The 24,231-nt window shown below is 73.4% G+C and carries 21 protein-coding genes; 15 read left to right on the top strand and 6 right to left on the bottom strand.

All coding sequences use genetic code 11. From position 1 onward, the window contains the following. Nucleotides 1-122 precede the first annotated feature (122 nt). Nucleotides 123-599 (bottom strand): SRPBCC family protein, encoded by a 477-nt coding sequence (locus ACIF83_RS37060; RefSeq protein WP_393481581.1) that lies wholly within the window; start codon nucleotides 597-599, stop codon nucleotides 123-125. A 447-nt stretch (nucleotides 600-1,046) separates the two neighbouring features. On the opposite strand from ACIF83_RS37060, the gene ACIF83_RS37055 reads away from it, so the two are divergent. Further along, complete coding sequence (locus ACIF83_RS37055; RefSeq protein WP_393481578.1) at nucleotides 1,047-1,460, top strand: CBS domain-containing protein; 414 nt, start codon at nucleotides 1,047-1,049, stop codon at nucleotides 1,458-1,460. Nucleotides 1,461-1,472: 12 nt separating this feature from the next. On the opposite strand, the gene ACIF83_RS37050 is transcribed toward ACIF83_RS37055, so the two are convergent. Both ACIF83_RS37050 and ACIF83_RS37045 read right to left on the bottom strand, forming a co-directional pair. Further along, the gene (locus tag ACIF83_RS37050; RefSeq protein ID WP_393481576.1) at nucleotides 1,473-1,781 is read right to left on the bottom strand and encodes an SHOCT domain-containing protein; all 309 of its coding nucleotides are present in this window, start codon (nucleotides 1,779-1,781) and stop codon (nucleotides 1,473-1,475) included. 88 nt (nucleotides 1,782-1,869) lie between these two features. Then, nucleotides 1,870-2,328 (bottom strand): DUF6325 family protein, encoded by a 459-nt coding sequence (locus ACIF83_RS37045; protein ID WP_393481573.1) that lies wholly within the window; start codon nucleotides 2,326-2,328, stop codon nucleotides 1,870-1,872. Nucleotides 2,329-2,577: 249 nt separating this feature from the next. Between ACIF83_RS37045 and ACIF83_RS37040 the strand changes: the two genes are divergently transcribed. The 6 genes from ACIF83_RS37040 to ACIF83_RS37015 all read left to right on the top strand — a co-directional run bounded on the left by ACIF83_RS37040 (nucleotide 2,578) and on the right by ACIF83_RS37015 (nucleotide 10,290). Further along, nucleotides 2,578-3,546, top strand: coding sequence for a YhjD/YihY/BrkB family envelope integrity protein (locus ACIF83_RS37040; protein ID WP_399733797.1), 969 nt, complete (start codon nucleotides 2,578-2,580; stop codon nucleotides 3,544-3,546). 164 nt (nucleotides 3,547-3,710) lie between these two features. Continuing rightward, nucleotides 3,711-5,051 carry a hypothetical protein gene (locus ACIF83_RS37035; protein ID WP_399733794.1) on the top strand — a complete coding sequence of 447 codons (1,341 nt, stop codon included), beginning with the start codon at nucleotides 3,711-3,713 and terminating at the stop codon, nucleotides 5,049-5,051. 112 nt (nucleotides 5,052-5,163) lie between these two features. Further along, entirely contained in the window at nucleotides 5,164-7,821 is a 2,658-nt protein-coding gene (locus tag ACIF83_RS37030; protein ID WP_399733791.1) for a LuxR C-terminal-related transcriptional regulator, read from the top strand. A gap of 14 nt (nucleotides 7,822-7,835) precedes the next feature. Continuing rightward, the gene (locus tag ACIF83_RS37025; RefSeq protein ID WP_398140310.1) at nucleotides 7,836-9,455 is read left to right on the top strand and encodes an MFS transporter; all 1,620 of its coding nucleotides are present in this window, start codon (nucleotides 7,836-7,838) and stop codon (nucleotides 9,453-9,455) included. 18 nt (nucleotides 9,456-9,473) lie between these two features. Continuing rightward, nucleotides 9,474-9,992 (top strand): hypothetical protein, encoded by a 519-nt coding sequence (locus tag ACIF83_RS37020; protein ID WP_393481559.1) that lies wholly within the window; start codon nucleotides 9,474-9,476, stop codon nucleotides 9,990-9,992. Nucleotides 9,993-10,092: 100 nt separating this feature from the next. Continuing rightward, nucleotides 10,093-10,290, top strand: a complete 198-nt coding sequence (locus ACIF83_RS37015; RefSeq protein WP_386576123.1) for a hypothetical protein — start codon at nucleotides 10,093-10,095, stop codon at nucleotides 10,288-10,290. A gap of 9 nt (nucleotides 10,291-10,299) precedes the next feature. Here the strand turns inward: ACIF83_RS37015 and ACIF83_RS37010 are convergent, their stop codons facing one another. After that, complete coding sequence (locus tag ACIF83_RS37010) at nucleotides 10,300-11,709, bottom strand: DUF2252 domain-containing protein (RefSeq protein WP_393481556.1); 1,410 nt, start codon at nucleotides 11,707-11,709, stop codon at nucleotides 10,300-10,302. 246 nt (nucleotides 11,710-11,955) lie between these two features. Between ACIF83_RS37010 and ACIF83_RS37005 the strand changes: the two genes are divergently transcribed. From ACIF83_RS37005 to ACIF83_RS36990, 4 genes are all read left to right on the top strand, one after another. Continuing rightward, nucleotides 11,956-12,600 (top strand): HdeD family acid-resistance protein, encoded by a 645-nt coding sequence (locus ACIF83_RS37005; RefSeq protein ID WP_399733786.1) that lies wholly within the window; start codon nucleotides 11,956-11,958, stop codon nucleotides 12,598-12,600. Between the two features lie 156 nt (nucleotides 12,601-12,756). Continuing rightward, nucleotides 12,757-13,227, top strand: a complete 471-nt coding sequence (locus tag ACIF83_RS37000; protein ID WP_393481550.1) for an SHOCT domain-containing protein — start codon at nucleotides 12,757-12,759, stop codon at nucleotides 13,225-13,227. A gap of 33 nt (nucleotides 13,228-13,260) precedes the next feature. Further along, the gene (locus ACIF83_RS36995; RefSeq protein WP_393481547.1) at nucleotides 13,261-13,713 is read left to right on the top strand and encodes a hypothetical protein; all 453 of its coding nucleotides are present in this window, start codon (nucleotides 13,261-13,263) and stop codon (nucleotides 13,711-13,713) included. A 753-nt stretch (nucleotides 13,714-14,466) separates the two neighbouring features. Further along, on the top strand, nucleotides 14,467-15,342 hold the full coding sequence (locus ACIF83_RS36990; protein WP_393481544.1) for a methylenetetrahydrofolate reductase: 876 nt from the start codon (nucleotides 14,467-14,469) through the stop codon (nucleotides 15,340-15,342). A 152-nt stretch (nucleotides 15,343-15,494) separates the two neighbouring features. Here the strand turns inward: ACIF83_RS36990 and ACIF83_RS36985 are convergent, their stop codons facing one another. Both ACIF83_RS36985 and ACIF83_RS36980 read right to left on the bottom strand, forming a co-directional pair. Continuing rightward, on the bottom strand, nucleotides 15,495-16,016 hold the full coding sequence (locus tag ACIF83_RS36985; RefSeq protein ID WP_399733782.1) for a hypothetical protein: 522 nt from the start codon (nucleotides 16,014-16,016) through the stop codon (nucleotides 15,495-15,497). A gap of 3 nt (nucleotides 16,017-16,019) precedes the next feature. Next, the gene (locus ACIF83_RS36980) at nucleotides 16,020-17,090 is read right to left on the bottom strand and encodes a hypothetical protein (protein WP_399733779.1); all 1,071 of its coding nucleotides are present in this window, start codon (nucleotides 17,088-17,090) and stop codon (nucleotides 16,020-16,022) included. A gap of 110 nt (nucleotides 17,091-17,200) precedes the next feature. Between ACIF83_RS36980 and ACIF83_RS36975 the strand changes: the two genes are divergently transcribed. From ACIF83_RS36975 to ACIF83_RS36960, 4 genes are all read left to right on the top strand, one after another. Continuing rightward, nucleotides 17,201-18,931, top strand: a complete 1,731-nt coding sequence (locus tag ACIF83_RS36975; protein WP_399733776.1) for an FHA domain-containing protein — start codon at nucleotides 17,201-17,203, stop codon at nucleotides 18,929-18,931. Continuing rightward, a complete protein-coding gene (locus tag ACIF83_RS36970) occupies nucleotides 18,928-20,481 on the top strand; it encodes a serine/threonine-protein kinase (RefSeq protein WP_399733773.1) in 1,554 nt (517 codons plus the stop codon). The genes ACIF83_RS36975 and ACIF83_RS36970 overlap by 4 nt, the downstream gene beginning before the upstream one ends. Before the next feature lie 26 nt (nucleotides 20,482-20,507). Beyond that, on the top strand, nucleotides 20,508-22,586 hold the full coding sequence (locus ACIF83_RS36965; RefSeq protein WP_399733770.1) for a hypothetical protein: 2,079 nt from the start codon (nucleotides 20,508-20,510) through the stop codon (nucleotides 22,584-22,586). A gap of 141 nt (nucleotides 22,587-22,727) precedes the next feature. Then, entirely contained in the window at nucleotides 22,728-24,215 is a 1,488-nt protein-coding gene (locus tag ACIF83_RS36960; RefSeq protein WP_393481529.1) for a DNA-3-methyladenine glycosylase 2 family protein, read from the top strand. The last annotated feature ends 16 nt before the right edge of the window (nucleotides 24,216-24,231 follow it).

Genomic DNA, 24,231 nt, shown 5'->3' with positions numbered 1-24,231 from the left:
CTGCCCGCCCCGGCGTGCGATACCCCGCCGGGAGGTCAGGACGGAAGAGGTACCGCGGGCCCCGTCGAGGAGCCATCCCGTACAGCGCAGCGGGCGCGCGGGGTGTCACCCCTGCCGGGTCGTCATCCGCTGCCCGTGTGCAGCAGGTCCCCATCGGCGCGTTCGCCGTGTTCGCGCAGCGCGATCCGGGCCAGCTTCGTCAGCATCATGCCGTTGCGGATCCTGACCATGTAGTCCACGGGGAGTCCGTGCATCCGGGTCCCGGGCCCGCGCAGCGGGTGCCAGTCGAGGACGAAGAGCGTGTGCTCGCCCCAGGGGATCAGGTTCATGGCGATACGGGCCGCACCGAAGGGATCCGCCTTCGCCTCCAGCTCCAGGCGGTGCCGCGGCTCGCAGATGCGCACGACGCAGGTGTCGTCCAGGGTCAACGGGCCGACGCCGACCCGGACTTGCAGGCGTGCGCCCACGGCGGGCCACTGCGGGTCCGCGGCGAGCACCTGCTGGGTTCCGGTCACCCACTCCCCGTAGCGATGGCCGTCGGCGAGCAGGCTCCAGACCTCGGACGGCGAGCTCAGGATCAGACGGCGGTTGCGGGCCACGCCGACCACACTCCTTCCGGAGATGCCTTCTGTGGGACGGGGGACGGGGGACGAGGGAGTCTCTCGACAGTAGCCGCGCGGTACACCTGGGGCATCCGGAGGCGCTGGTGGCGGCCGCCCCGGTCGTCCGACCTGCGGGCCATGGTGATCAACTGCACCCTCAAGCGTTCGCCGGAGGTCAGCAACACCCAGGGGGCATCGACCGGAGCACCGCCATCATGGCCGCGCAGGGCGTGCAGGCGGATGTCGTCCGGGCGGTGGATCATGACACACCTGGGCTACACCATCCCGCCGCAGGCGGAAGCGGGTTGGATCGGAGAACCACGAACACCGGTAGGGCGGCGCGGCCGGTCCGGGACATCGCGCGGGGACGCGGACATGCTCGTACGGTGAGAGAAGGACGCCCTTGTTCACCCGTACGGGCGTGTGTCTCAGGAGGTTGAACCGATGACCACCGCCGCAGAGATCATGCATTCCGGGGCCCAGTGGATCCCGGCGACCGAGACCCTCGACCGGGCCGCGCAGCTGATGGCCCGTCTGAACGTGGGTGCGCTGCCCGTCAGTGACGCCGACGAACGACTGTGCGGCATCGTCACGGACCGTGACATAGTCGTGAAGTGTGTGGCCAAGGGGCACGATCCGTCGAAGGTGACGTGCGGAGACCTGGCCCAGGGCACGCCGCGCTGGATCGACGCGAACGCGACCGTGGAGCAGGTGCTGGACGAGATGTCCACGAACCAGATACGCCGGCTGCCGGTGATCCAGGAGAAGAAGCTCGTCGGCATCATCAGCGAGGCCGATCTGGCCAGGCATCTGACGGACCGCCAGATCCACGACTTCGTCGAGAGGGTCTACGCCTGACGCCGACCGAGGTCACCCACCCAGGAGCCGGCGCTTCTGGCTCTCGAACTCCTCTTCCGTCAGGGCCCCCTGTGCCTTCAGGTCGGCCAGCTGCTTGAGCTGATCGATCCTCTGGGTCATCTCGTCGGGGGCCGCGGCCTGCGCTGCGGGAGGAGCGGAAGGAGCGGGCGGCGCCGGCTCCTGCTGTGCAGAGGCCTGCTGCTGTTCGTAGTCCTGCTGCGCCCATCGCCCCGCCTGCCGTCGCGAGACGCGGTTGGACACGGCGGTGGCGGTTCCGGCGACGACGGCGGTGCGTGCGACGCCCCGAAGCAGTCCGGGCATGTTCGGTCATCTCCCATGATTCGGTCCGGCCGTTCAGTCGACCGGTGTTCGGTCCCGTCGTTCGGGCGACCGGTGTCGGTACGGCCGTTCAGGCGACCGCGGAGCCGCCGGGGGGAGTCGTCTCCTCCGTGGCGTCCAGGGACGCCAGCAGGGCCTGCACCGGGATACGGCCGCTCGCGACGAGCTGTGCCCCGCTGCGCCTGAGCGCGCGGGCGAGGGGAGCGGCCCACACGTTCTCGTACACCAGCACCGCGGCCGAGTTGCCGGGCTCCAGCGCGTTGCCGGCCTCGTCCAGGTCGCTCTGATCCAGCACGCCGGCCGAGGCGCCCTCGAAGACGGTCAGATCGACCTCGTCGCCGAGGTCCCGCAACTCCATCGCGACGACCGAGCCGTCGGTCTCCTTGCGCAGGAAGGCGAGGTCGATGATCCGGACGAGGCCGCGCTCGACGAGATCCACCAGCAGGGGGAACGCCTCGCCCGTCATACGGTTGCCGGGGAACTCGATGACCAGGTAGTCGACCGGGCCCATATCTTCGATGCCGTTCATGGCCACTCCTCGGGAACAGGGAGGGGGCCGTCCGCGGCTCCGTGGCAGTGCCCCCGCGTCGGCGGTCGTCAGCCCTCCTGGCCATTCCAGCACGCGCCCCAGAGCCTCGCACATCCGCGCGCGACGCCCCCTCTGCCCCGGCCTCCGGGTGCCGCCGGGTGCTCCGGCCCCCACTCTGGTCGCAGGGCAAGGAGCGTCGAAGGGAAAGGCGCGTCGAAGGGACATGAGCAACGCCATGCCGACCACCGCGTGGGCGCCGTCCGCGGCCGGGCGCCGGTCGCACCGCCGCAGCGCGCTCGCGGGACCCTGATGGGACAGGGCGGGCAGGGAGAGCGGCGTCCCGGGCCGGGGTGGTGGCAGCGGCGCACCACCGCGCTGGTGGCCCGGGCGAAGTCGCTGCACAAAGAGGCCGAGACCCGGTTCCCGGTCGTCACCCATCTCGCGGACCGCATGGTGTCCGTGAACATCTTCGACTCCGCGACCCGGCTGGCCGCGCAGTGCTTCCTCACCGCCGTCCCGCTGCTGTTCGTGGTCGCGGCCTACGCTCCGCAGCTGCTGAGGCAGCAGCTGGTCAGGTCCGTGCACGCGGTGCTGGGCCTGACGGGTGCCGCCCAGGCCGAGCTGGAGAAGGTGCTCCAGCCGACCACGGAGGATCTGCGGCAGGCCACCGGCGTCGTCGGCGGACTGATGGTGCTGATCTCGGCCACCGCCGTCAGCCGGGCCCTGCAGCGGCTCTGCAAGCGCGCCTGGGAGATCCCCAGAGCGGGCACCCGCGTCGCCCCCTGGCGCTGGGTGGCCTGGCTCGTCCTGTGGCTCGGGTCGATGCTCCTGCAGGGCCCGATGCGCGACGGGTTCGGCCTGGGCGCCTGGCTGGGCATCCCCCTCACCCTGGTGACCGCGGTGGGCCTGTGGTGGTGGACGCAGCATCTGCTGCTCGGCGGCCGGATCACCTGGATGCCCCTGCTGCCGGGTGCTGTCATCACGGCGGTCGTCCTGACCGTCCTGACGAACACCGCGCCGCTGTACATGCCCAGGGCCATCAACCGGGCCCTGGCCGACTACGGCTCCCTCGGCCTGGTGTTCCTGCTGCTGTCCTGGATGATCGTGGTCGCCGTCGCGGTCGCCGTCAGCATCAGCGTGGGCGCCGTCGCCGCACAGGAGCCCCCGCTGGCGAGACGCCTGGGCAGCCCGCCGCCGCAGTGGAGCCGGGAGACCTAGGGCCTGTCCGGCCATTCCTGCCTGCCGCGTGGCCCGCCCTCCGGGCGGACGACGGGAATGTGACGACAGGCCTCGGCGTCCTCCGTTCGGCCTGCCCAGCGCGCGCCGCGCCGGTGCGGCTGACGCAATGGGGGTTCAGGCACCCCCACTGCGCCGGAGGCACCGTGACCGAGCCGCCCGCCCCGCACCCCCCGAGCCCGGACCACGAGCCCGCGGCCGACGGTGAAGCAGGGGCGCGCCGGAGCGGGGGCGGGGCGGCCGCGCGCGCCGCACGCGGCACCGCCTCGGCCGTGCTGATCGTGCTGACCTGCATCCTCGTCCCCGTCGCCCTGCTCGCGGTCTGGGTGAAGGACATCGCGCTCGACACCGACCGGTACGTGTCCACGGTCGCGCCGCTGGCCACGGACCCGGCCGTCCAGGACGCGGCGGTCCACCGGATCACCGAGGCCGTGGGCGCCCGGGTGAACGGCCCGCAGGTCGCCGCCGACATCGCCACCTGGCTCCAGTCCCAGGGGCTGCCGCCCCGCGCCGCCGACGCGCTCAAGGGGCTGGGGCCGCAGATCGACTCCGCCGTGAACCAGGCGGTGACCAAGATCGCCACCCGTGTCGTCGACAGCGACGTGTTCGCGACGACCTGGCGCACCGCCAACCGCGCCGCCCACCAGGCCGTCGTGCACGCCCTGACCGGCGAGGGCCGCGGAGCCGTCGGGGTCAGCGGCGGCACGGTCACCCTGAACGTCGGTACGGCCGTCGACGAGGTGAAGAAGGAGCTGGTCGACGCGGGCCTGAAGCCCGCCGAGAAGATCCCGGACGTGGACAAGCAGATGGTGCTCTTCCACTCCGACCAGCTCGCCAAGGCCCGTAAGGGCGCACACCTGCTCGACGTCGTCGGGAACTGGTTCCCCGTCCTCGTCGTCCTCCTCGGCGCCCTGGGCGTCTTCCTGGCCCGCCAGCGACGCCGGGCCCTGGCACGCACCGCCCTCGGCGCCGCCTTCGCCTGTCTGGTGGTGGCCGTCGCCCTGGTCGTCGCCCGCCGCTACTACCTGGACCACCTGCCGCCCCAGGTGCAGTCGAAGGCCGCCGCCGCGGCCGTCTTCGACACCCTGCTCCGCTTCCTCAAGGTCAGCCTGCGGACGGCCGTCGTCCTGGGCGTGGTCATCGCCCTCGGCGCCTACCTCGTCGGTCCGGGCCGCCTGCCCGTGGCCGTCCGGGGCGCCTCCGACAACACCGCGGACTCCGCCGCCCGGTGGGCGGCCGCCCACCACGTCCACACCGGGCGCGTCGGCACCTGGACCCTGGCCTACCGCAAGGGCCTCACCCTCGCCGCGCTGCTGGTCGTCGTGCTCGTCTTCGCGCTCTGGAACCACCCGACCGTGCTCACCGTCCTGCTCCTGGTCGTCGTCCTGCTCGCCGTGCTGGCCGTGCTCGCGGTGCTCGCGGCCGGCGGCCGCACCGAGCAGGACGCGGTCCGAGCGGCGCCGCAACCGCCCGCCGACCGGCCCTGACAGCAAGCGCGAGGGGCCGCCGGACCCGTGTGAACTGCGCCGGAGCGCGAAGCCTGCGATTCTGATCGAGTGGAGCGCCGCCCACTGCCTCACGGACCGTGGTGGTGACCCGATGGCCACGAGGAAAGAGAACACCGGGGGACCGGCCGACGTGTGTGCCGATCCCCTGGGCGAGCCGTTCCTGCAGACTCGGTTCGCCCCGCCGGCCAGGCCGGCCACCTTCCTGCGCCGCCCGCGGCTGGTCGAACACCTGGACAAGGCCCTCGGCACGCCGCTGACGATGGTCAACGGCTCGGCCGGGGCCGGCAAGACCCTGCTGGTCGCGGACTGGGCCGCCGGACTCGGGCGACCGGTCGCCTGGTTCACCAACGAGGCCGGGGACCAGGGCGCCGGCATGTTCTGGGCCTACGTGCTGCACGCCCTGCGCGCCGCCGGCGTACCGCTCTGCGCCGACATCGGCTGCCCCGCGGACGCGAGCCACGTGGACCACAAGCTGCTGGCGCGCCTGGCCGACGAACTCAGCGGCCACGACCGGCCCGCGATCCTGGTCCTCGACGAGTTCGACCGCCAGACGGCCCCCCAGACCGCGGAGCAGCTGGAGTTCGTCCTGCACCACGCCGGGCCCGGACTGCGGCTGATCCTCGTCACCCGCACCGAACCGCTGCTGCCGCTGCACCGCTACCGGGCGGCCGCTGCCATGACCGAGATCCGGGACGCCGAGCTGGCCTTCACCCCCGACGAGGCGGCCGACCTCCTGGAGCTGCACGGCCTGCGGCTCCCGGCCGACGCCACCCGGGCCCTGGTCGAGCGCACCCGGGGCTGGGCCGCCGGACTGCGCCTGTGCGCCATGGCCGCCCAGGAGAGCGAGGATCCCGAGGCCTACCTCAGGGAGTTCGAGGCGGGCCGGAGCACGGTCGCCGACTTCCTCCTCGCCGAGGTGCTGAAACGGCAGACGGCCCGCACCCAGGACCTCCTGCTGCGCGTCAGCGTCGTGGACCGCTTCTGCCCCGCGCTGGCGGAGGCGCTCACGGGCCGCAGCGGTCTCGAACCGGTCCTGGCCGGCCTGCACCGGCAGAACGCGTTCGTCGAGGACCTCGGGCACGCCTGGTACCGGCTGCATCCGCTGTTCGGCGAGATCCTCCGGGCTCATCTGCGGGCCCGCCATCCGGGCCTGGAGCCGGAACTCCACCGGCGGGCCGGGGAGTGGCTGCGGTCCACCGGGTCCCTGCCGGAGGCGCTGGCGCACGGCGCCGCCGCCGGCGACTGGGAGTTCACCGCCGGTGCCCTCGTCGACGACCTCGCGATCGGGCAGTTCTTCACCGGCCTGCGCGCGGACGACCTCGGCGAGCTGTTCGCGCGGATGGGGCCCGAGGCCGAGGGCGCGGCCCCGGACGTGGTCCGGGCCGCCCGCGACCTGGCCGAGCACGACCTCGAACGCGGCCTGAACCATCTGCGCCAGGCCGAGGAGCAGCTGGCCGAGGAGGAGCCCGATCCCGCGCTCCGGCTGAGCTGCGTGCTGCTGGAGTCGCTGGCCGCCCGGCTGACCGGCTCTCCCTCCCGGGCCGAGAAGGCCGTGGCGACGGCCGAGGAACTGCGCCACGAGGTCCCGGCCCACCTCCTGGAGAAGCACCCCGAACTCACCGCACTCCTGCTCACCCATCTGGGTTCGACCCGGCTGTGGGCCGGCAGCTTCGAGGACGCCCGGGCCGCACTGTCCGAGGTGGTCGGCTGCCCCAGCGGCGTCGCGACCGCACTGCCCCGCCAGGACTCCCTGGGACAGCTGGCGCTGATCGACTACCTGAACGGCTGGCTCGGCCGGGCCGAACGCAAGGCGCTGGCGGCGCTCAGCGAGACCGAACAGTTCGGTCTGCACCGGCCCTCCGGCGCGGATCTCGGGCGGCTGGTGCTGGCCGCGGTGGCCGTGGACCGCGACGACCTCGCGCAGGCCCAAGCCCTCCTGGAGGAGGCGGCGGACTCCGGCCCCGCCGCGCTCGACCCGGTGACGGCGGCGGGCAGATCCCTCGTGACGGCCCGGCTGCTGCTGGCGCGGGGCGACCCACGGGCCGCCGCGGAGGCCGCCGACCCCGCCGTCCCGGCCGACGTGACCTCCCCGTGGGCCGAGGTCCACACGGCGCTGGTCACCTCCGCCGCCCAGCTGGCCGAGGGCCGGTCGGACACCGCCGCGAAGGTGCTGGACGACGTGCCCTACGGCACCGAGCCGGCGTACGCGGCGGAACTGGCGTGGGCCCAGCTCGCCGTGGGCAACCGGGACGCGGCCCTCGGCCTGGTGGACCAGCTGCGCACCCGGAGCCGTACCGGCCCGGCGGTGAGCGTGTGTGCCGCGCTGGTGCGCGCCCGCGCCGCGCAGGACACCGGGGACGTCGCCACCGCCCGCAAGCTGCTCGCCCGGGCCCTGCTGGAGGCCCGGCGGGAGCGGCTGCGGCGCCCGTTCCTGGAAGCCGGACCACGCATTCGGCACCTGCTGGACACCCCGCCGCTGCAGAGCCTCGCCGCGGGCTGGCTCACCTCCGGCGACCCCGCTCCCCGCGTGGCCGAGGAGCGGGCGCCGCTGGTCGTCGAGGAGCTGAGCGGACGCGAGCTCGAGGTGCTGGGGCGCCTCGGCCAGATGATGTCCACGGAAGAGATCGCCGCCGACCTGTACGTCTCCGTGAACACGGTCAAGACCCACCTCAAGAGCGTCTACCGCAAGCTCGGCGTGAACCGGCGCGGCGAGGCGGTCCGGCGGGCCCGTGAACGCGGACTGATGTGAGCCGAGGTGGTGGCGTGGGACATTGGCGAGCCCTGATCGTGCTCGGGACGGCCCAGTTCCTGATGGTCCTGGACACGTCCGTCATGAACGTCTCCATCAGCCAACTGGTCGAGGACTTCCACACCGAGGTCACCTCGATCCAGGCGGTCATCACGCTGTACGCGCTGGTGATGGCCGCATTCATGATCATCGGGGGCAGGCTCGGCGACATCCACGGCCGCCGTCGCCTGTTCCTGCTCGGCCTGGTCGTCTACGGCATCGGGTCCGCCGTGACCGCGCTGGCGCCCACCCTGTGGGTCCTCGCGCTGGGCTGGTCCGTCATCGAGGGCCTCGGTGCCGCGATGGTGCTGCCGGCCATGGCGGCCCTGGTCGCCGAGGCCTACCGGGGCAGGGACCGGGCGGTGGCCTACGGCGTGATCGGTGGGCTGGCCGGTGCCGGCATCGCCGTCGGCCCGCTGCTGGGCGGCTGGGTGACGACGTATCTGACCTGGCGGCTGGTCTTCGCCGGCGAGGTCGTGGTCGTCGTCGCCGTCCTGTGCTGCCACCGGGTGATCGGCGAGTCCGCGCGGACCGGACCGCCGCCCCGGCTGGACGGGATCGGTGCGGCGCTCTCGGCTGCCGGACTGGGGCTGGGCGTGCTCGGGGTGCTGCAGAGCAGCACCTGGGGCTGGGTGGAGCCGCGCAACCCGCCCTTCACCGTCCTGGGCTTCGCGCCCACCCTGTTCGTCGTCGCCGCCGGGGTGGCCGTGCTGGCCCTCTTCGTGCACTGGGAGCGCCGACGTGAGGCCAAGGGCGCCGATCCGTTGGTGCACCTGTCCCTGCTCGGCGTGCCGCCCCTGCGATCCGGTCTGCTGACCCTGCTGGGCCAGAACCTGATCCTGCTGGGCCTGTTCTTCGCCATCCCGCTGTATCTGCAGGTGGTGCAGGGCTTCGACGCCTTCCAGACAGGGCTGCGGCTGCTGCCGGTGTCCGTCACGATGCTCGTCACCTCCCTGACCGCCGCCCGACTCGGGCGTACCGCGGGGCCGCGCCGGGTCGTACGGCTGGCCCTGCTGATGCTGGCGGCGGCCATCGTGTGGCTGCTGGCCACCATCGACCCGGTCATCGACGACGCACAGTTCGCCGGGGCCATGGCGGTGCTCGGCATCGGCATGGGACTGCTCGCCTCGCAGCTCGGCAACGTCGTCCAGTCCAGCGTGGGCGAGGCGGAACGCAGCGAGGTCGGCGGCCTGCAGTTCACGGCGCAGAACCTCGGCTCGGCGCTGGGCACCGCACTCATCGGGTCGATCCTCATCGGCGCGCTGGCACACGCGTTCACGGTGCAGGTACAGGACAACCCGCAGCTGTCGGACGAGGCGCGCCGGCAGACCGGTGTCGCCCTGGAAGCAGGCGTCAACTTCGTGCCGACCGACCAGGTGCGCTCGGCGGCCGAGCAGGCCGGACTGCCGCCGTCCGAGGTCGACGCCGTCACGGAGTCGTACGCCGCGGCACAGCTCGACGGCCTGAAGGCGGCCATCTTCGCCACCGGCGGGATCACCCTCGCGAGTCTCCTCGTCACACCCCACCTGCCGACCGCACCAGCCCGGCGCCCGCGGTCGTCGAAAGGTGACGCCCCGACCGACGCCACCGAGTGAGTACGAAGGGTCACGGCGATGTCCTCGACCGACGACACCACAGCGCGGGCAGGCCGCGCCGGGCGCCGCGCCCATGCCGACTACACGGGCGCGGTCTACGGGTCGATGCTCGCCGCGTCCGTGGTGATCGGCGCCGGGGCCCTGGGAGCGTTTCCCCGCCTGCAACTGGTGGTGCTGTTGCTGCTCACCGGCCTCGTCTTCTGGGTCGGGCACGTCCACGCCCAGCTGTTCGGCGCCCGCCTCGCGCACGGGTCCCTGGACCGTGCGACCATCCTGCGGGTGTGCCGCGAGGAGTGGCCGATCGTCAAGGCCGCCGTCCCGCCCGCGCTCGCCGTCGTCGTGAGCCCGCTGCTGGGCCTGGGCGTGGAGGGTGCCGTCTGGCTGGCGGTCGTGGTGGCCGTGGCCGGGCAGGTGGGCTGGTCCGCGGCCGGGGCACGGCAGGCGGGAGCCTCCTGGCGGCTGGTGTCGGTCACCGCCGCGATCAATCTGCTGCTCGGCCTCGTGATCATCTCGTTCAAGCTCGCCCTGTCGCACTGAACCCGGACCCCGGATCACCTGTGCCGGGTGAGGCCGGGCGCCGCCGCGCGGAGCAGCATCGCAAGAAGACCGCAGCAGGCCCGCGGCGGGAGAACGGCACATGCGCTACGAGATCCGTGTCGATGGACTCATGTCGGAGACGCTGACCAAGGCCTTCCCTGAGCTGGACCATGTCAAGATGTCCGGTCAGACGGTGCTGTTCGGTCGCATCATCGACGAGGCGCACCTCTACGGGCTGCTGACCCGCTTCCAGTCGCTGGGGCTGCGGGTCGTCGAGATGCGGCAACTGCCGGAGTGACAGCGACGCTCATGGCACCGCCACCCTGATCCGGCCCGAACGCGCCGCCTCGCGCAGGGCCGCGAAGTCCCGCTCGTTCTGGTCCGCGTACGCCTGCGCGAAATCGGTCAGCGCGCGGTCGAAGCGGTCGCTGCCGCCCAGGTACGCGGCGATGGCGACGGGATCCCCGGAGCGGGCGTGGGCCCGGGCCAGGGAGGCCCCGCACACCTGCCCGAACAGGTTCAGCAGGGGCGGGTCCATGGTGTCCGGCCGGGCGATGCCCTTCCAGTCGCGCAGCTGGCGTACGTAGAAGTCCCGGCCGTGTCCGTCGAAGCCCAGCACATGGGTCCAGCCCAGGAAGATGTCGCTGGTGGTCTGGATCAGCCGCTGCCCGGTCACCACTCTGCGGCCCTGGTTGTCGTACCGCTCGCCACCCGTGTGCGCCGCGAGCACCGACTCCTGCGCCTCCTTGGCCTGCAGCAGCAGGGGATCGTCGTCGTCCCGGCCGAGCAGGAGCAGGATCCAGCAGCGGGTCCCGACGCTGCCGACGCCCACCACCTTCCGGGCCATGTCCACCAGCCGGTAGTGACGCAGCAGGTGCCGCCGGTCCGAGGGCAGGGTGCGCGCGTAGCCCTCCAGCAGGGTCTGCAGCTCCTTGTCCTCGTTCTGCCGGGCGGCCGAGCCCTGGAGATCCCGCAGCGGGATGATCAGCGGCGGGTCCGGAGCGATCCGCCGGCCCGCGGGCGTGCGCCGGGTGAGCTTGGCGAAGGCCTCCATCGAGGTGCGGGTACGGGCGCGCGCGGCCGCCTCGGCCGTACGGCGCCTGCCCTCCTTGTCCATCGCGGAGGCCAGCAGCGCGCGCATCCGGTCGGCGTCGTCCTGGGCGTACCAGATGTCCAGCGTGCGCATGCCGGCGAACTCCCGCATCCGTTCCCGGTAGGCCGCAACGCAGGTGCGCACCGCGTCGTCCTGCTGCCTGGCCGGGAACCCGTTGGCACGGGCCGCGATGACGAAACTGGCCGCCAGCCGCTTGACGTCCCACTCGAACGGTCCCGGAAAGGTCTCGTCGAAGTCGTTGATGTCGAAGACCAGATGGCGCTCCGGCGAGGCCAGCAGCCGGAAGTTCAGCAGGTGGGCGTCTCCACACAGCTGCACCTGGAGCCCGGTGTCGGGCAGCGGGCCGAGGTCCGTCGCCATCACCGCGGCCGCGCCCCGGTAGAAGCGGAACGGGGACTCGAGCATGCGGCCGTAGCGGATCGGCACCAACTCGGGCACCCGGGTGGCCGACTGACGCTCCAGCACATCGATCACGTCGGGCCGGTCCGGTGCGGGCTCGAACACGTTGTGGCCCGAACGTGGGGCGCGGGTACGGGCGTCGCGGCCGTAGGCCGCGCGGTCGGCCAGCGACGAGGAGCCGGTGAAGGCGCTCGGTGCGGTCATGATCCACTCTCCAGTTCCGGCGGCCAGCCGTCCGCTCCCGGCCCCGGCTGCCGCGGGGGCGGCAGGACCGCGCACGGCCCGCCCGCCCGTGCACCCACCCCACCCCCGCGGCCGGGCACAGGGATCACCCGTGGTGGGTGACCCGCCGCAGCGGCCCGGCGCGGCACGCTGTTCCGGTGAGGGGTTGCGCACGCCGCCCCCGCCGGCGGTCCGGAGGCGACCCGTTCGATCGCGCGAGGAGGAGCCATGACCGAGTCGCGTGGTCCGGCACCGACCGGACCGCCGCACCCGTCCGACGGGACGACCGCCGGCCCCGGGGACGCCATGACGGCGCTCGCCGGGTCGTGGACCTGGATTCTGGGGTCGGCCGTCGTGACGTTCGTACCCGGCGTGCTGATCCTCGTCTGGCCGGACGAGACGCTGCACGTCCTGGCCGTCATCATCGGCCTCTACCTGTTGCTCGCCGGCGCGTTCCGGTTCGTCACGGCCTTCGCCCGCGAGGCACATGGCGAACGTTTCGCCGGGGTGCTGGTCGCGGTGCTCTTCGTCCTCGCCGGCGTGCTCTGTCTGCGCAACCCGCTGCAGACCATCACCGCGCTGTCGCTGATCGTCGGGCTCGCCTGGCTGGCATCCGGCATCGTGACCCTCTACACCGCGATCTCGGCCAAGGACCTCCCGCACCGCGGTGTCGTCCTGGCCGCGGCGGTGCTCGGCATCGTCGCCGGGATCGTGGTGCTGGCCCTGCCCACCGAGTCGGCGCGGGTGCTGACCCGGCTGCTCGGCCTGTGGCTCGTGCTGCTGGGCCTGGCCGAGGTGTGGGTCGCCTTCTCGTGGCGGTCCGCGCTGCGCCGGAGCGGCGTGCTGCAGGGCACCTCGGACCGGGTGGAGTGAGCGGGCGGGCGTCCCGGCCGCCGTCCTCACCCGCCACGATCACCCGCCTCGGGTGAGGACTCTCCCGCCTCGCCGTGTGCACGCTGAAAACGGCAGTGACCGGCCTGAGAGCTTCAGGAGCTCTTCCGGGCCGGTGCCCCGGACGGAGGAGAGAGCATGAGCGCGACGAACTACCTCGCGTACGACTATCCGCTGCTGAGCGCCTTCTGGACCATGCTGTGGTTCTTCCTGTGGATCCTGTGGTTCATCCTGCTGTTCCGGGTCATCGTCGACGTCTTCCGTGACGACGACATCGGCGGCTGGGCCAAGGCGGGCTGGCTGCTCTTCGTGATCTGTGTGCCCTTCCTGGGCGTCCTCGTCTACGTGATCGCCCGTGGCAAGGGCATGGGGAAGCGGGAGATCGCGCAGGCGCGCGCACAGCAGGAGGCCTTCGACTCCTACGTCCGTGAGACCGCGAAGGGAGGCACCGCACCGACCAGCAGTGTCGACGAACTGGCCAAGCTCTCCGAGATCCGGGCCCGCGGCGACATCACCGAGGACGAGTACCGCAGGGCCAAGGAGCTGGTTCTCAGCGGCGCCGGACCGGCGCAGCGCCCCGGCTCCACCCCCACCACGTCCGGACACTGAGCACCACCCACGAGAACGAATCGAGGCAGCCGCATGGCCGCGACACACCCCACACGTCCCAGCCACACCACTCGTGCAGCGGGCCAGCGCACCGCCAAACAGCAGTGGGCGGGCGGCCTGACGGCCTTCGCGGGCGTCATGCTCCTGCTCGCCGGACTGCTCGGTGTGTTCCGGGGCATCATGGCGATCGCCCACGACAACGTCTTCGTCACGACGCCCAACTACGTCTTCAAGTTCGACCTCACCAGCTGGGGCTGGATCCATCTGGTCCTCGGCGCGCTCGCCATGGTCGTCAGCTTCGGCCTGGTCCGGCCGGCGCCCTGGGCACGCGTCGCCGGTGTGGGCATCGCCGGGCTGGTCATCATCGCCAACTTCCTGTCCCTGCCCTACTACCCGGTCTGGTCGGTCGTGATGATCGCGATCTCCGGCTTCATCATCTGGGCCCTGTGCGTGGTCCAGGGGGAAGAGACCACCATGAGCCCGTAGAGCACCGACCCGGTCGCAGGGAACCCGCAGCAGCACCTGGCCGTAGGAGAACCGGCGGACCGGTATCCGCCCATCGCCGACCACGGCATGGTCGGCGGCCTCCGGACAGCGGCCCTGGTGTCGTCCGGCGGGAACGTCGACTGCTGGTGCACTCCCCGCTTCGACTCGCCCAATGTGTCCGCCGCGCTCCGCGACAGCGAGCGCGGCGGACACTGCCGTCCGGCGGCGGGGCTCCCGGACCGGACGGACCGGAACGGCGACGGCCGGTCCGTCCGGCAGCTGCATCGGTCCGACCCGGCCATCGTGATCACCCGGTTCATGGGACCCGGCGGAGTCGGCGAGGTCGCCGACCTCGTGCCACCTGTCCCGCAGCGTGTCCGACCTCGGCTCGTCCTTCGGCACGGCGATCGCCGGCATCCTGGGTCTCCGGCCTCAGCAAGGGCGCGTACGCCGCCGCGGTGATCACGCCGGCGGTGATCGGCCTGGGCGGCCTGGCCGCGGCGGCCCTCCTGCCACGGCGACCGGGCGGCCCGACGCCCCACGACACACCTGCCACGGCGCCGGGTACGCACGCCCAGGGACGCCTGGGGGCCACTCCCGTGTCACCGACGTGAGCGAGAAGACACCGGCCGGCCCCTCTCCCGGCTGCTCTGCCCGCGAGTACGCGTGGCATCATCGGCCGAGGTAAGGACCGAAGTCGTACGTAGCCGATGACGGGCGTGCGCGGTCGCAGGCAGCCGTACGAGGAGCACGATGAACCCCACCGCCACCGTCCCGCCCGCGGTGGGCACCTCGCTGCTGGACGACTTCTCCCTGGAGATGACCGGCAAGGACGTGCCGAAGCTGGAGGAGGCGCACGGCAGCATCCCCCTGGGCACGCGGATCAACGTCACCTTCCTCGCCGGCGAGGACCCGGGCATGCGGCTCGCGGCCGCCCGCGCGGTCAAACGGCTCGGCTTCGTCCCCGTCCCGCACATCTCCGCCCGCCGGCTGCCCTCCCAACGGCACCTGGAGGAGTTCCTGGCCGGCCTGGCGGCGGACGGCACCGCCGAGAACGTCTTCGTCGTCGGCGGTGACCCCGCCCGCCCCGAGGGCCCGTACGAGGACGCCCTCGCCGTCATCCGCACCGGGCTGCTCGAACGCCACGGCGTACGGCACGTCGGCATCAGCGGCTACCCGGAGGGCCACCCGGCGATCACCGAACACACCCTGTGGTCGGCGCTCGGCGACAAGAGCGCGGTGCTCGGGGCGCAGCGGATCGCGGGCGACGTCATCACACAGTTCGGCTTCGACGCCGACCGGGTGCTCGGCTGGGTGGCGGACGTCCGCGCCCGGGGCGTCGCCCTGCCCGTGCGCATCGGCGTCCCCGGCCCGGCCGGCGTGCGCCGGCTGGTGACCTACGCCACTCGCTTCGGCGTCGGCACCAGCGCCTCCATCGCCCGCAAGTACGGCTTCTCGCTGACCAACCTCATGGGCACGGCAGGCCCCGACCGCTTCCTGCACGCGCTCGCTCAGGGGTACGACCCCGCACGGCACGGCGAGGTGAAGGTGCACTTCTACACCTTCGGCGGCCTGCGCACCACGGCGGAGTGGATCGCCCGCTTCCGGCGGGGAGACCGGGAGGTCTGACCGGCGGGCAGGCTTCCGCTTCCTGTTCGACATCTCGACGGCATGCCGGTGGGTCGGTGGCCATTTCTGATCGGTGGGCGTGTGGCCCGGCCGGACGCCCGGGACCCGCCTACCGCCCTGCTTGTTGCTCTTGCGCTGGTCATGCCAGAGCTCTATAACGTCTCCTGCAGGTATCGGCGGGGATGGCCGGAAATGGCAGTTGCCGCCGACCAGGGGGGATCCTCGGCTCCGCCGCGATCGGCATAAGTGCCCCGCAGACCGACGGAGACCGAACCATGACCGACGACGCCTATCGTGCTGCTCTGACCCGCCTGGCCGTGGACCCGGCCTTCCGCGCCGAACTCGACGGCGACACCGACGAGGTGGCGCGAAGACTCGGCCTGTCGCCCGCGCAGGTCGCCGAACTCCGCTCCCTCCGCATCGAGTCCGGCACCGACGGGGGGCCGGCCGCACTCGATCCCCGGCTGTCCAAGTCGTCCCTGTTCTTCGGCAGCGCGGCACATGCGCTGGCACACCACGACATCCCGGCCGACCACGACGCCGTACCGGCCGACCACGTCTCCGGGGCCGGGCACGACGTCTCGACGACCCACGCCGTCTCGACGACCCACGCCGTCCCGGCGGACCAGGTCTCCGGCGACCACGACGCCGGTGGCCCGGCTTCCGCCGGTCACTCGTCAGAGCTGCCGGATCCCGCGGCGGGTCAGGAGGGCGTCGGCGGCGTCGACGTGGCGTCGACCGGCTCCCACAGCCTGCTCGGCGGCCCTCTGCTGGACCGGTCGTCCGCTGAACCGATCGGCGGGCCGGGCGAGTTCGGTGACTTCGGTGACTTCGGCGAGCAAGGGAACGAGGGGGGCGTCGGCGCGGACCTCGGCGGGGGTGCCGAAGGGGGCTTCGGTGATTTCGGTGCCGGGGGCGACGGCGGGTTCGGCGGAGCCGAGGGAGACTTCGGGGGGTTCGGCGGCGGTGCCGACGGCGGCTTCGGTGACGGGGGTCTGGGAGCCGGTGGCTTCGGTGACGGTGGGTTCGGTCATGGCGGCTTCGGCGATGGTGGGTTCGGCGACGGCGGCCTCGGTGGCGACGGTGTCGGTGACGGCGGGTTCGGTGGCCACGGCGGCTTCGGCGGTGCCGGCGGGGACGGCGGCTTCGGCGGTGTAGGCGGTGAAGGCGGCGGGGACGCCGGTCACTTCGGTCACGGAGGCATCTACGACCGCGATGGCGGCGATGGCGGCGGTGACAGTGGTGGCGGTGGTGGTGGTGAGGGTGGTGGTGACCCGGAGAACACCAACCGTCCGAGTGGCGGTGGTGGCCATGGTGGTGGTGAGGGTGGTGAGGGTGGTGGCGGTGGTGGTGAGGGTGGTGGTGACCCGGAGAACACCAACCGTCCGAGTGGCGGTGGTGGCCATGGTGGTGGTGAGGGTGGTGGCGGTGGTGGTGAGGGTGGTGGTGATCCGGAGAACACCAACCGTCCGAGTGGCGGTGGTGGCCATGGTGGTGGTGAGGGTGGTGGCGGTGGTGGTGAGGGTGGTGGTGACCCGGAGAACACCAACCGTCCGAGTGGCGGTGGTGGCCATGGCGGCGGTGACAGCGGTGACAGCGGTGGTGGCGGTGGTGGTGAGGGCGGTGGTGATCCGGAGAACACCAACCGTCCCAGCGGGGGCGGTGGCCGCGAAGGCACCCTCGGACGCGACGGTACGACCGTACGCGGTGGCATCGGCCTGCCCGGTACCGGCGACATAGCCACCCACCTGTCACCCTCCGCGCCCGACGCGGACGGCGGCTTCAACGGTGGCACGTTCCTCAGCGGTTCCGGCGGAGGCTGAGCCACCGCATGCTCTGCCATGTCTGCCGCGTCCACGTGCGACGCGACTTCCCGTACTGCCTGCACTGCGGCACCCCGCGCCGGGGTGCCGCGCCGACGTCGTACGCCGCGCCCCAGCTGCGCGGCCTCGACGACCCCACGCTGCTCGTCCCGCTGACCGGCCCGGTCACCACGCTGGGCCGCGACGAGGACAACGACGTGGTCCTGTCCGACGGCAGCGTCTCGCGCCGCCACGCCCGTGTCGTCCGCACCGCCGAGGGCTTCCGGATCGAGGATCTGGACTCCTTCAACGGCACCGCCGTCGCCGGCGTCGACCTGCACGGCGGCGCGTCCCCGCTCGCCGACGGCACCGAGCTGTCCGTGGGCGACGTACGCCTGGTGTTCGAGCAGCCCCGCGACACCCGGATCGGCTCCCGCACGATGGTCGTCGGCACCCAGCTGACCCAACTGCCCACCGCAGGACAGGACGAGGCCCCGGAAGCGGGCGGCCCGCTCACCGCGCGCCCCCGCCGCCGCTCCGGCTGGGCCCTCAAACGGATCCCCACCGAACGCGGCGCACCCCGCTGGGTGCTCAGCTCCACCCGTACCGGCCGCTATCTGGAGCTGGACGAGCGCCAGGTCTTCCTGTGGCACGCCGTCGACGGCGAGAACACCGTACGGGACCTGCTGTTCGCCTACGCAGAGCGCTACGGCGAACTCGCCCTGCCCCGCATCGAGTCCGCGCTGGCCGCGTTCGCGGACGCCGGCCTGCTGCGCGGTCTGCCCGGCCGGCCGGAGCAGGAGCGGCCGAAGGGCTGGCGCCGGGCGGCGCGCGCGGTGTACCGGGCACTGCTGAAACTGGAGATCTCCGTTCCCGGCCTCGACGGGCTGGTGACCCGGCTCTACCAGGGCTTCGGCTGGAGGCTGTTCACCCGGACCGGAGTCCTGCTCGCCTGGCTGTCGGTGGCCGGCGGCCTGGTCGCGTTCTTCGCCGCCCAGGACCGGCATCACCTGCTGGACTTCGGCGGGGCGGGCCTGTGGGGCCCGGTCCTGCTGGCCGCCGGGTACGTCACCGCGCTGCTCGTGCACGAGCTGACGCATGCGCTGGCCGTGAAGTCGTACGGCCGCAAGGTCCGGCGCGGCGGGTTCCTGCTGATGATGGGCATGCCGTTCGCGTTCGTGGACACCAGCGACATGTGGTTCGGCTCCCGCTGGTCGCGGGTCGTGGTGGCGCTGTCCGGGCCGCTGTCCACGGCGGCGCTGGCGGGCTGGTGCGCCACGGGCGCGGCCCTGCTGCCCGCCGGACCCGCCTCGGCCGTCCTCTACCACCTGGCCTTCGGCCTCTACCTGAACACGCTCTACAACTTCAACCCGCTGATGCCGCTGGACGGATACCAGGCGCTGACCGACGCGCTGCGGGTGCCGCGGCTGCGCGAGGAGGCGAGCGCCTACTTCCGCACGGGCCTGTGGCGCGACCTGCGCGCGGGCAACCGTCCGGGGCCGCGCCAGGCGGGCATGGCCGCCTACGGCCTCGCCGTCGTTGTGGGCAGCTACGGCTTCCTCGCGTTCGCCCTGCTGGCCTGGCGCTCCCGGATCGGCGACCTGCTGGAAGGCCGGCTGGCCGAGCCGTGGACCACGGTGATCGAGGCGGCCGTCGTCGCCCTGATCGCCTTCCCGGTGTGGGCCGCCCCCGTGCGCTGGGTGCTGCGCCGGGTACGGCGCCGGCGGGATGCGAAGGACGTACCGCAGGGCGCCGGGACCGCCGCGCCCGTGGAGGGGACGGCATGACCGACGACGCCGGCTGGGCCGTACCCGGCTACGAGACCGTCCGCACGCTGGGCGAAGGGGCCGGAGGCCGGGTCGTCCTCGCCCGGCACACCGCGACCGGCGTGCCCGTCGCGATCAAGTACCTGGGCGAACGCCTGCGCACGGACCGCGAGTTCCTGGCCCGGTTCCGGGCCGAGGCCCGACTGCTCGGCGAGCTGCGGCACCCGTGCGTGGTGCGGCTCTACGAGTACGTCGAGGCACGTGCCGGTGCCGCGATCGTGATGGAGGCGGTGGACGGCGTCAGCCTGCGCCACCTGCTGCGCCGGCACGGGGCGACCGGCCCCGAAGCCGCGCTCGTCCTGCTCAAGGGCTCCCTGCTCGGGCTGGGCGCGGCCCACGCGGCCGGGGTGGTGCACCGCGACTACAAGCCGGAGAACGTCCTGGTCCGCGCCGACGGCACCAGCGCGCTGGCCGACTTCGGCATCGCGGTGCGCAGCGGCCGGGAGACCGAGGCCGCCGGCACGCCCGCCTACATGGCGCCCGAACAGTGGGACGGCGAGCCGGCCGGCCCGGCCGCCGACGTCTACGCGGCCTCCGTGGTGTTCTACGAGTGCCTGACCGGACGGCGCCCGTTCCCCGCCGACGACCTGATGGCCCTGCGACTTCAGCACCTGCGCGCACCGGCCCCGCTGGACGACGTACCCGCACCGGTGCGGGGGCTGCTGCGCACGGGCCTGGCGAAGGACCCGGCGGACCGGCCCGGAGTCGAGGCCTTCCTCACCGACCTGGAACGGGCCGCCACCGAGGGGTACGGCGCCGGTTGGGAGGAGCGCGGCCGCCGTCGGCTCGCCGAACTCGCGGCGCTGCTGGCCCTGTTGTTCCCGTTCACCACGACCGCGACGCTCGACGGCTCGGCCACCGCACTCACCCTGCTGGGTCGGCTGAGGCGCGGGGGATGGAAGGTGGCGACCGGCGGGGTGGCCGCGCTGGCGGTCGTCGCGGGCGGAGCGACGTATGCGACGGGCCGCCCGCACGAGACGTCGACGACGGTCGCGAGTTCGACCCCCGTACCGCACGACTCACCCACGAAATACGGCACTTCACCCTCAGCGTCCACTTCGCCGAGCAGCGTCCCGCCCACGGCCGACACCACCCCCTCGGCCACCCCCTCGGACAGCCCGTCGTCCTCGCCCACGGCGTCCACGGACACGACCGCACCGGTCGGGACCCCGACCACCGCGGCTCCCAGCGCGGCCACGCCCGGCGACATCACCATCACCATCGGCTCGTGGCAGCGCGGGCAGAAACCGGGCACGCTCGTCGCGGCCGTGACCGTCGAGACGACGGGCACCGGTCCACTGAGCGTCACCGCGAACTACTACGTCGACAGCCCCGCCGACCCGTACGGCTCCCAGTCCCAGCCCCTGTCCGGGAGTACCCGGTACGACCTGACCTTCGAGGCGGACTTCTCCAACCACCCCTGCCGCGGGACCTGGGACGTCACGCTCAGCAGCGACCCGGCGGCCGCCAACGGCCCCCAGACGGCCTCCCTGGACGCACCGCCGTGCTGAACACCGCCCGACGAGAACGGATCGACATGACGACAGCCACCACAGTGGCCGGCCGGCCCCTGTCCGGCTGGTCACGGGACACACGCTTCGGCACCTGGCACGCCCTGCTCCCGGACGCTTCCGGCGAGCCCGTGCTCGGGGCGCTGCGCATCGACCAGGCCCTGCTCGGGCCGCAGGGCACCCGCGAGCGCCTGGCGGCCGCGGTGCTCGCCACGGCGAAGCTCCGGCTGCCAGGACTGCTCGGCACGGTCGACCTCGTGGCCGAGGCCGGCGAGGTGTGGCTGCTCACGGCCCGCACGCCGGCCCCCGCGCTGGCCGACGTCCTGTCCGCCGACGGCCCCCGCCCGGACGCGGGCAGCGCGGCGAGCATCCTCAACGAGACCGCACAGACCCTGCTGGCCCTGCACGCGGCAGGCCTGGCCCACGGCTCGCTCTGCCCGGACACCGTGTTCCTCGCGCCGGACGGCGTGGCCCTGCTGTCCGAGGCGGGACTGAGCACGGTGCTGGGCGACGCGCCGCACACCGAACCTCCGACGGCGGACACCGGCGGGGCGGTCGTACCCCTGCCGGGTGATCTGCCGCGCCCGGATCGTGCGGACACGGGGGCGGTGGCCGTACCTCTGCCGGGTGATCTGCCGCGCCCGGATCGTGCGGACACGGGGGCGGTGGCCGTACCCCTGCCGGGCGGCGACCTTCCGCACCCGGACCGCCGGGCAGCCGACACGGCGGCCTGGGCCGCCCTGGCCCGCACCCTCGGTGCCGCCTGGACCCAGGCCGGAACCCCCGCGGCGGCCCTGTTCGCCCACTGCGCCACCACCGCCGGGTCCGAGGGCCTCGCGGCGGCCCGGGCCGCGCTCGTGGCCGGGCGCGCGGCACTCCCGGCGGACTTCCTGCGCCGTACGGCACTGCGCGTGGCGGCGGCAGCATCGGCTCCGCGGTTCGCCGCACCGGCCACACCACCGCAACCCCCGACTCCAGCGGCTCCCGAGAGCCCGGCCCCACCGGGGCACCCGACGCCGACGCTAACGGCGCCCACCGCTCCACGCCCGGGGGCCGCCGAGCCCACCGCCCCCACATCCGCCACGACAGCCCCGGACCGGCGAGCCACATCACCTCACCCATGGGCAGCGGCCGAGCAGCTCACCGCCGCAGCAGCCGCCGACCAGTTCACCGCTTCGGCAGCCGCCGGGCACCTCACTGCCGCAGCGGCGGTCGAGCAACTCGCCGCCTCGGGACCGGCCGACCGGTCCGCTGCCTCGGGACCCGGCGACCGGCCCGCCGCCTCGGCGCCCGCCGACCGGTCCTCTGCCTCGGCAGCCGCCGGGCACCTCACTGCCGCAGCGGCGGTCGAGCAACTCGCCGCCTCGGGACCCGCCGACCGGTCCGCTGCCTCGGGACCCGGCGACCGGTCCGCTGCCTCGGGACCCGCCGACCGGCCCGCCGCCTCAGCAGCGGCCGAGCAGCTCACAACGTCAGCCACAGCCGACCAGCTCACCACCCCCGGCCGCGTCCAAAGCTCCACCACCCCCGACACCGAAGCCACCGTCCTCGGCAAGCGCCACCGCATCACCTCGCCCCCGGTACCCGCCGGGGAGGACTCCGGCGAGATCCTGCTCCGTTTCGGGCCCGGGATTCCGGCCGACGAGCAGGACGTGCTGCGAGCCCGGTGGCGTACCGAAGCCGCCGTACCCGCCCGGCAGCGCTCGCGCCGAAGACACCGGGGCTGGGTCATCAGCACCGCCGTCGTGGCGATGGCCGCCGTCCTGCTCTGGCTCCTGCTGCGCCCGACCCCCGCCCCCGCGGTCGTCGCCGTCCGGGTCCAGGCACCCGCCGGGACGCTGCACTGCGGTCGGACGGCAGACCTGGTCGGTGTCGTCACCACCGACGGGCGGGGCGGACCCGTCACGTACCGATGGCTGCGCGGGGACGGCCAGGACTCGGGCGAGCTGGTCCGCACCGCGCACCGAGGTGAGCGCCGGCTCCGGGTGCACCTGCGCTGGACGGTCCGCGGACCCGGCCGCTTCCAGGGCACCGCCCGGCTGCGGATCGCGCACCAGCGGACCCCGATGGAGGCCGAGGCGAGCTTCACCTACGTCTGCCCTTGAAGCCCTTGAAGCCCTTGAAGCCCCGGACCGTCACGCTTGCCGCGAGGGCGGCCGGGGCACGCCACCGGATCCCTGGCCGGACCCAGGTACGTGTCGGATTCTCGCCAGCGGACGCCCCCCGCGCTGGTCGATCCTGGACGCATGCAGACAGGGACGCACTTCGACCGGGAGCACTGCGTGCGCGCCGTGCAGTCCAAGGACGCGCGGTTCGACGGGTGGTTCTTCACGGCCGTCCTGACCACCCGCATCTACTGCCGGCCCAGCTGCCCGGTCGTCCCGCCCAAGGCGGAGAACATGACCTTCTACCCGAGCGCGGCCGCCTGCCAGCAGGCCGGGTTCCGGGCCTGCAAGCGCTGCCGCCCCGACACCAGCCCCGGCTCCCCGGAGTGGAACCAGCGCGCCGACCTGGTGGCCCGGGCCATGCGGCTGATCGCCGACGGGGTGGTGGACCGGGAGGGCGTGCCCGGGCTTGCCGCCCGCCTCGGCTACAGCACCCGGCAGGTGGAGCGGCAGCTGCTCGCCGAGCTGGGCGCCGGCCCCCTCGCGCTGGCCCGTGCCCAGCGCGCCCAGGCCGCCCGCCTCCTCGTCGAGACGACCCCGCTGCCCATGGCGGAGATCGCCTTCGCAGCCGGCTTCTCCTCCATCCGCACCTTCAACGACACCGTGCGCGAGGTGTTCGCCCTGTCCCCGAGCGAGCTGCGCGCCCGGGCGCCGAAGGGCCGGACCGGTGCTCCGGGCACCCCCGGGACTCTCGCGCTGCGGCTGCCGTTCCGGGCCCCGCTCAACCCCGACAACCTCTTCGGCCACCTGGCCGCCACGGCCGTACCGGGCGTGGAGGAGTGGCGGGACGGGGCGTACCGGCGCACGCTGCGGCTGCCGTACGGACACGGAATCGTCGCCCTCACCCCGAAACCCGACCACATCGCCTGCCGCCTCACGCTGAGCGACCTGCGTGATCTGACCGTGGCCGCCAGCCGCTGCCGACGCATGCTCGACCTGGACGCCGACCCGGTGGCGGTCGACGACCACCTGCGCGCGGACCCGTTCCTCGCGCCCCTGGTCGACAAGGCGCCGGGCCGCCGGGTGCCGCGCACGGTCGACGAGGCCGAGTTCGCCGTCCGGGCCGTGCTCGGGCAACAGGTCTCCACGGCCGCCGCCCGTACCCACGCGGCCCGCCTGGTCACCGCCCACGGCAAGCCGCTGGACGACCCCGAGGGCGGACTCACCCACCTCTTCCCGTCCCCCGAGGCGCTGGCCGACGTGGACCCGGAGACCCTGGCCATGCCCCGCACCCGGCGCACCACCTTCACCACCCTCGTCCGTCAACTGGCCGACGGCGCACTCCACCTGGGAGTGGAGTCCGACTGGGCGGAAGCCCGCGCGCGCCTGCTCGACCTGCCCGGCTTCGGTCCCTGGACGGTCGACGTCATCGCCATGCGTGCCCTCGGCGACCCCGACGCCTTCCTCGCCACCGACCTGGGAATCCGGCGCGCCGCAGGGGAGTTGGGCCTGCCCGCCACTCCGGCCGCGCTGACCGCCCGCGCCGAGGCCTGGCGTCCCTGGCGGGCCTACGCGGTCCAGTACCTGTGGGCGACCGACAGCCACCCGATCAACTTCCTGCCCGTGTGAGGACCTCCGAGAGATG

Origin of the sequence: Streptomyces sp. NPDC085866 (assembly GCF_044541035.1) — a bacterium.
GTDB lineage: Bacteria > Actinomycetota > Actinomycetes > Streptomycetales > Streptomycetaceae > Streptomyces.
Note: the sequence above shows the minus strand (reverse complement) of the source record. Positions and strands in the feature narration are given on the sequence as shown.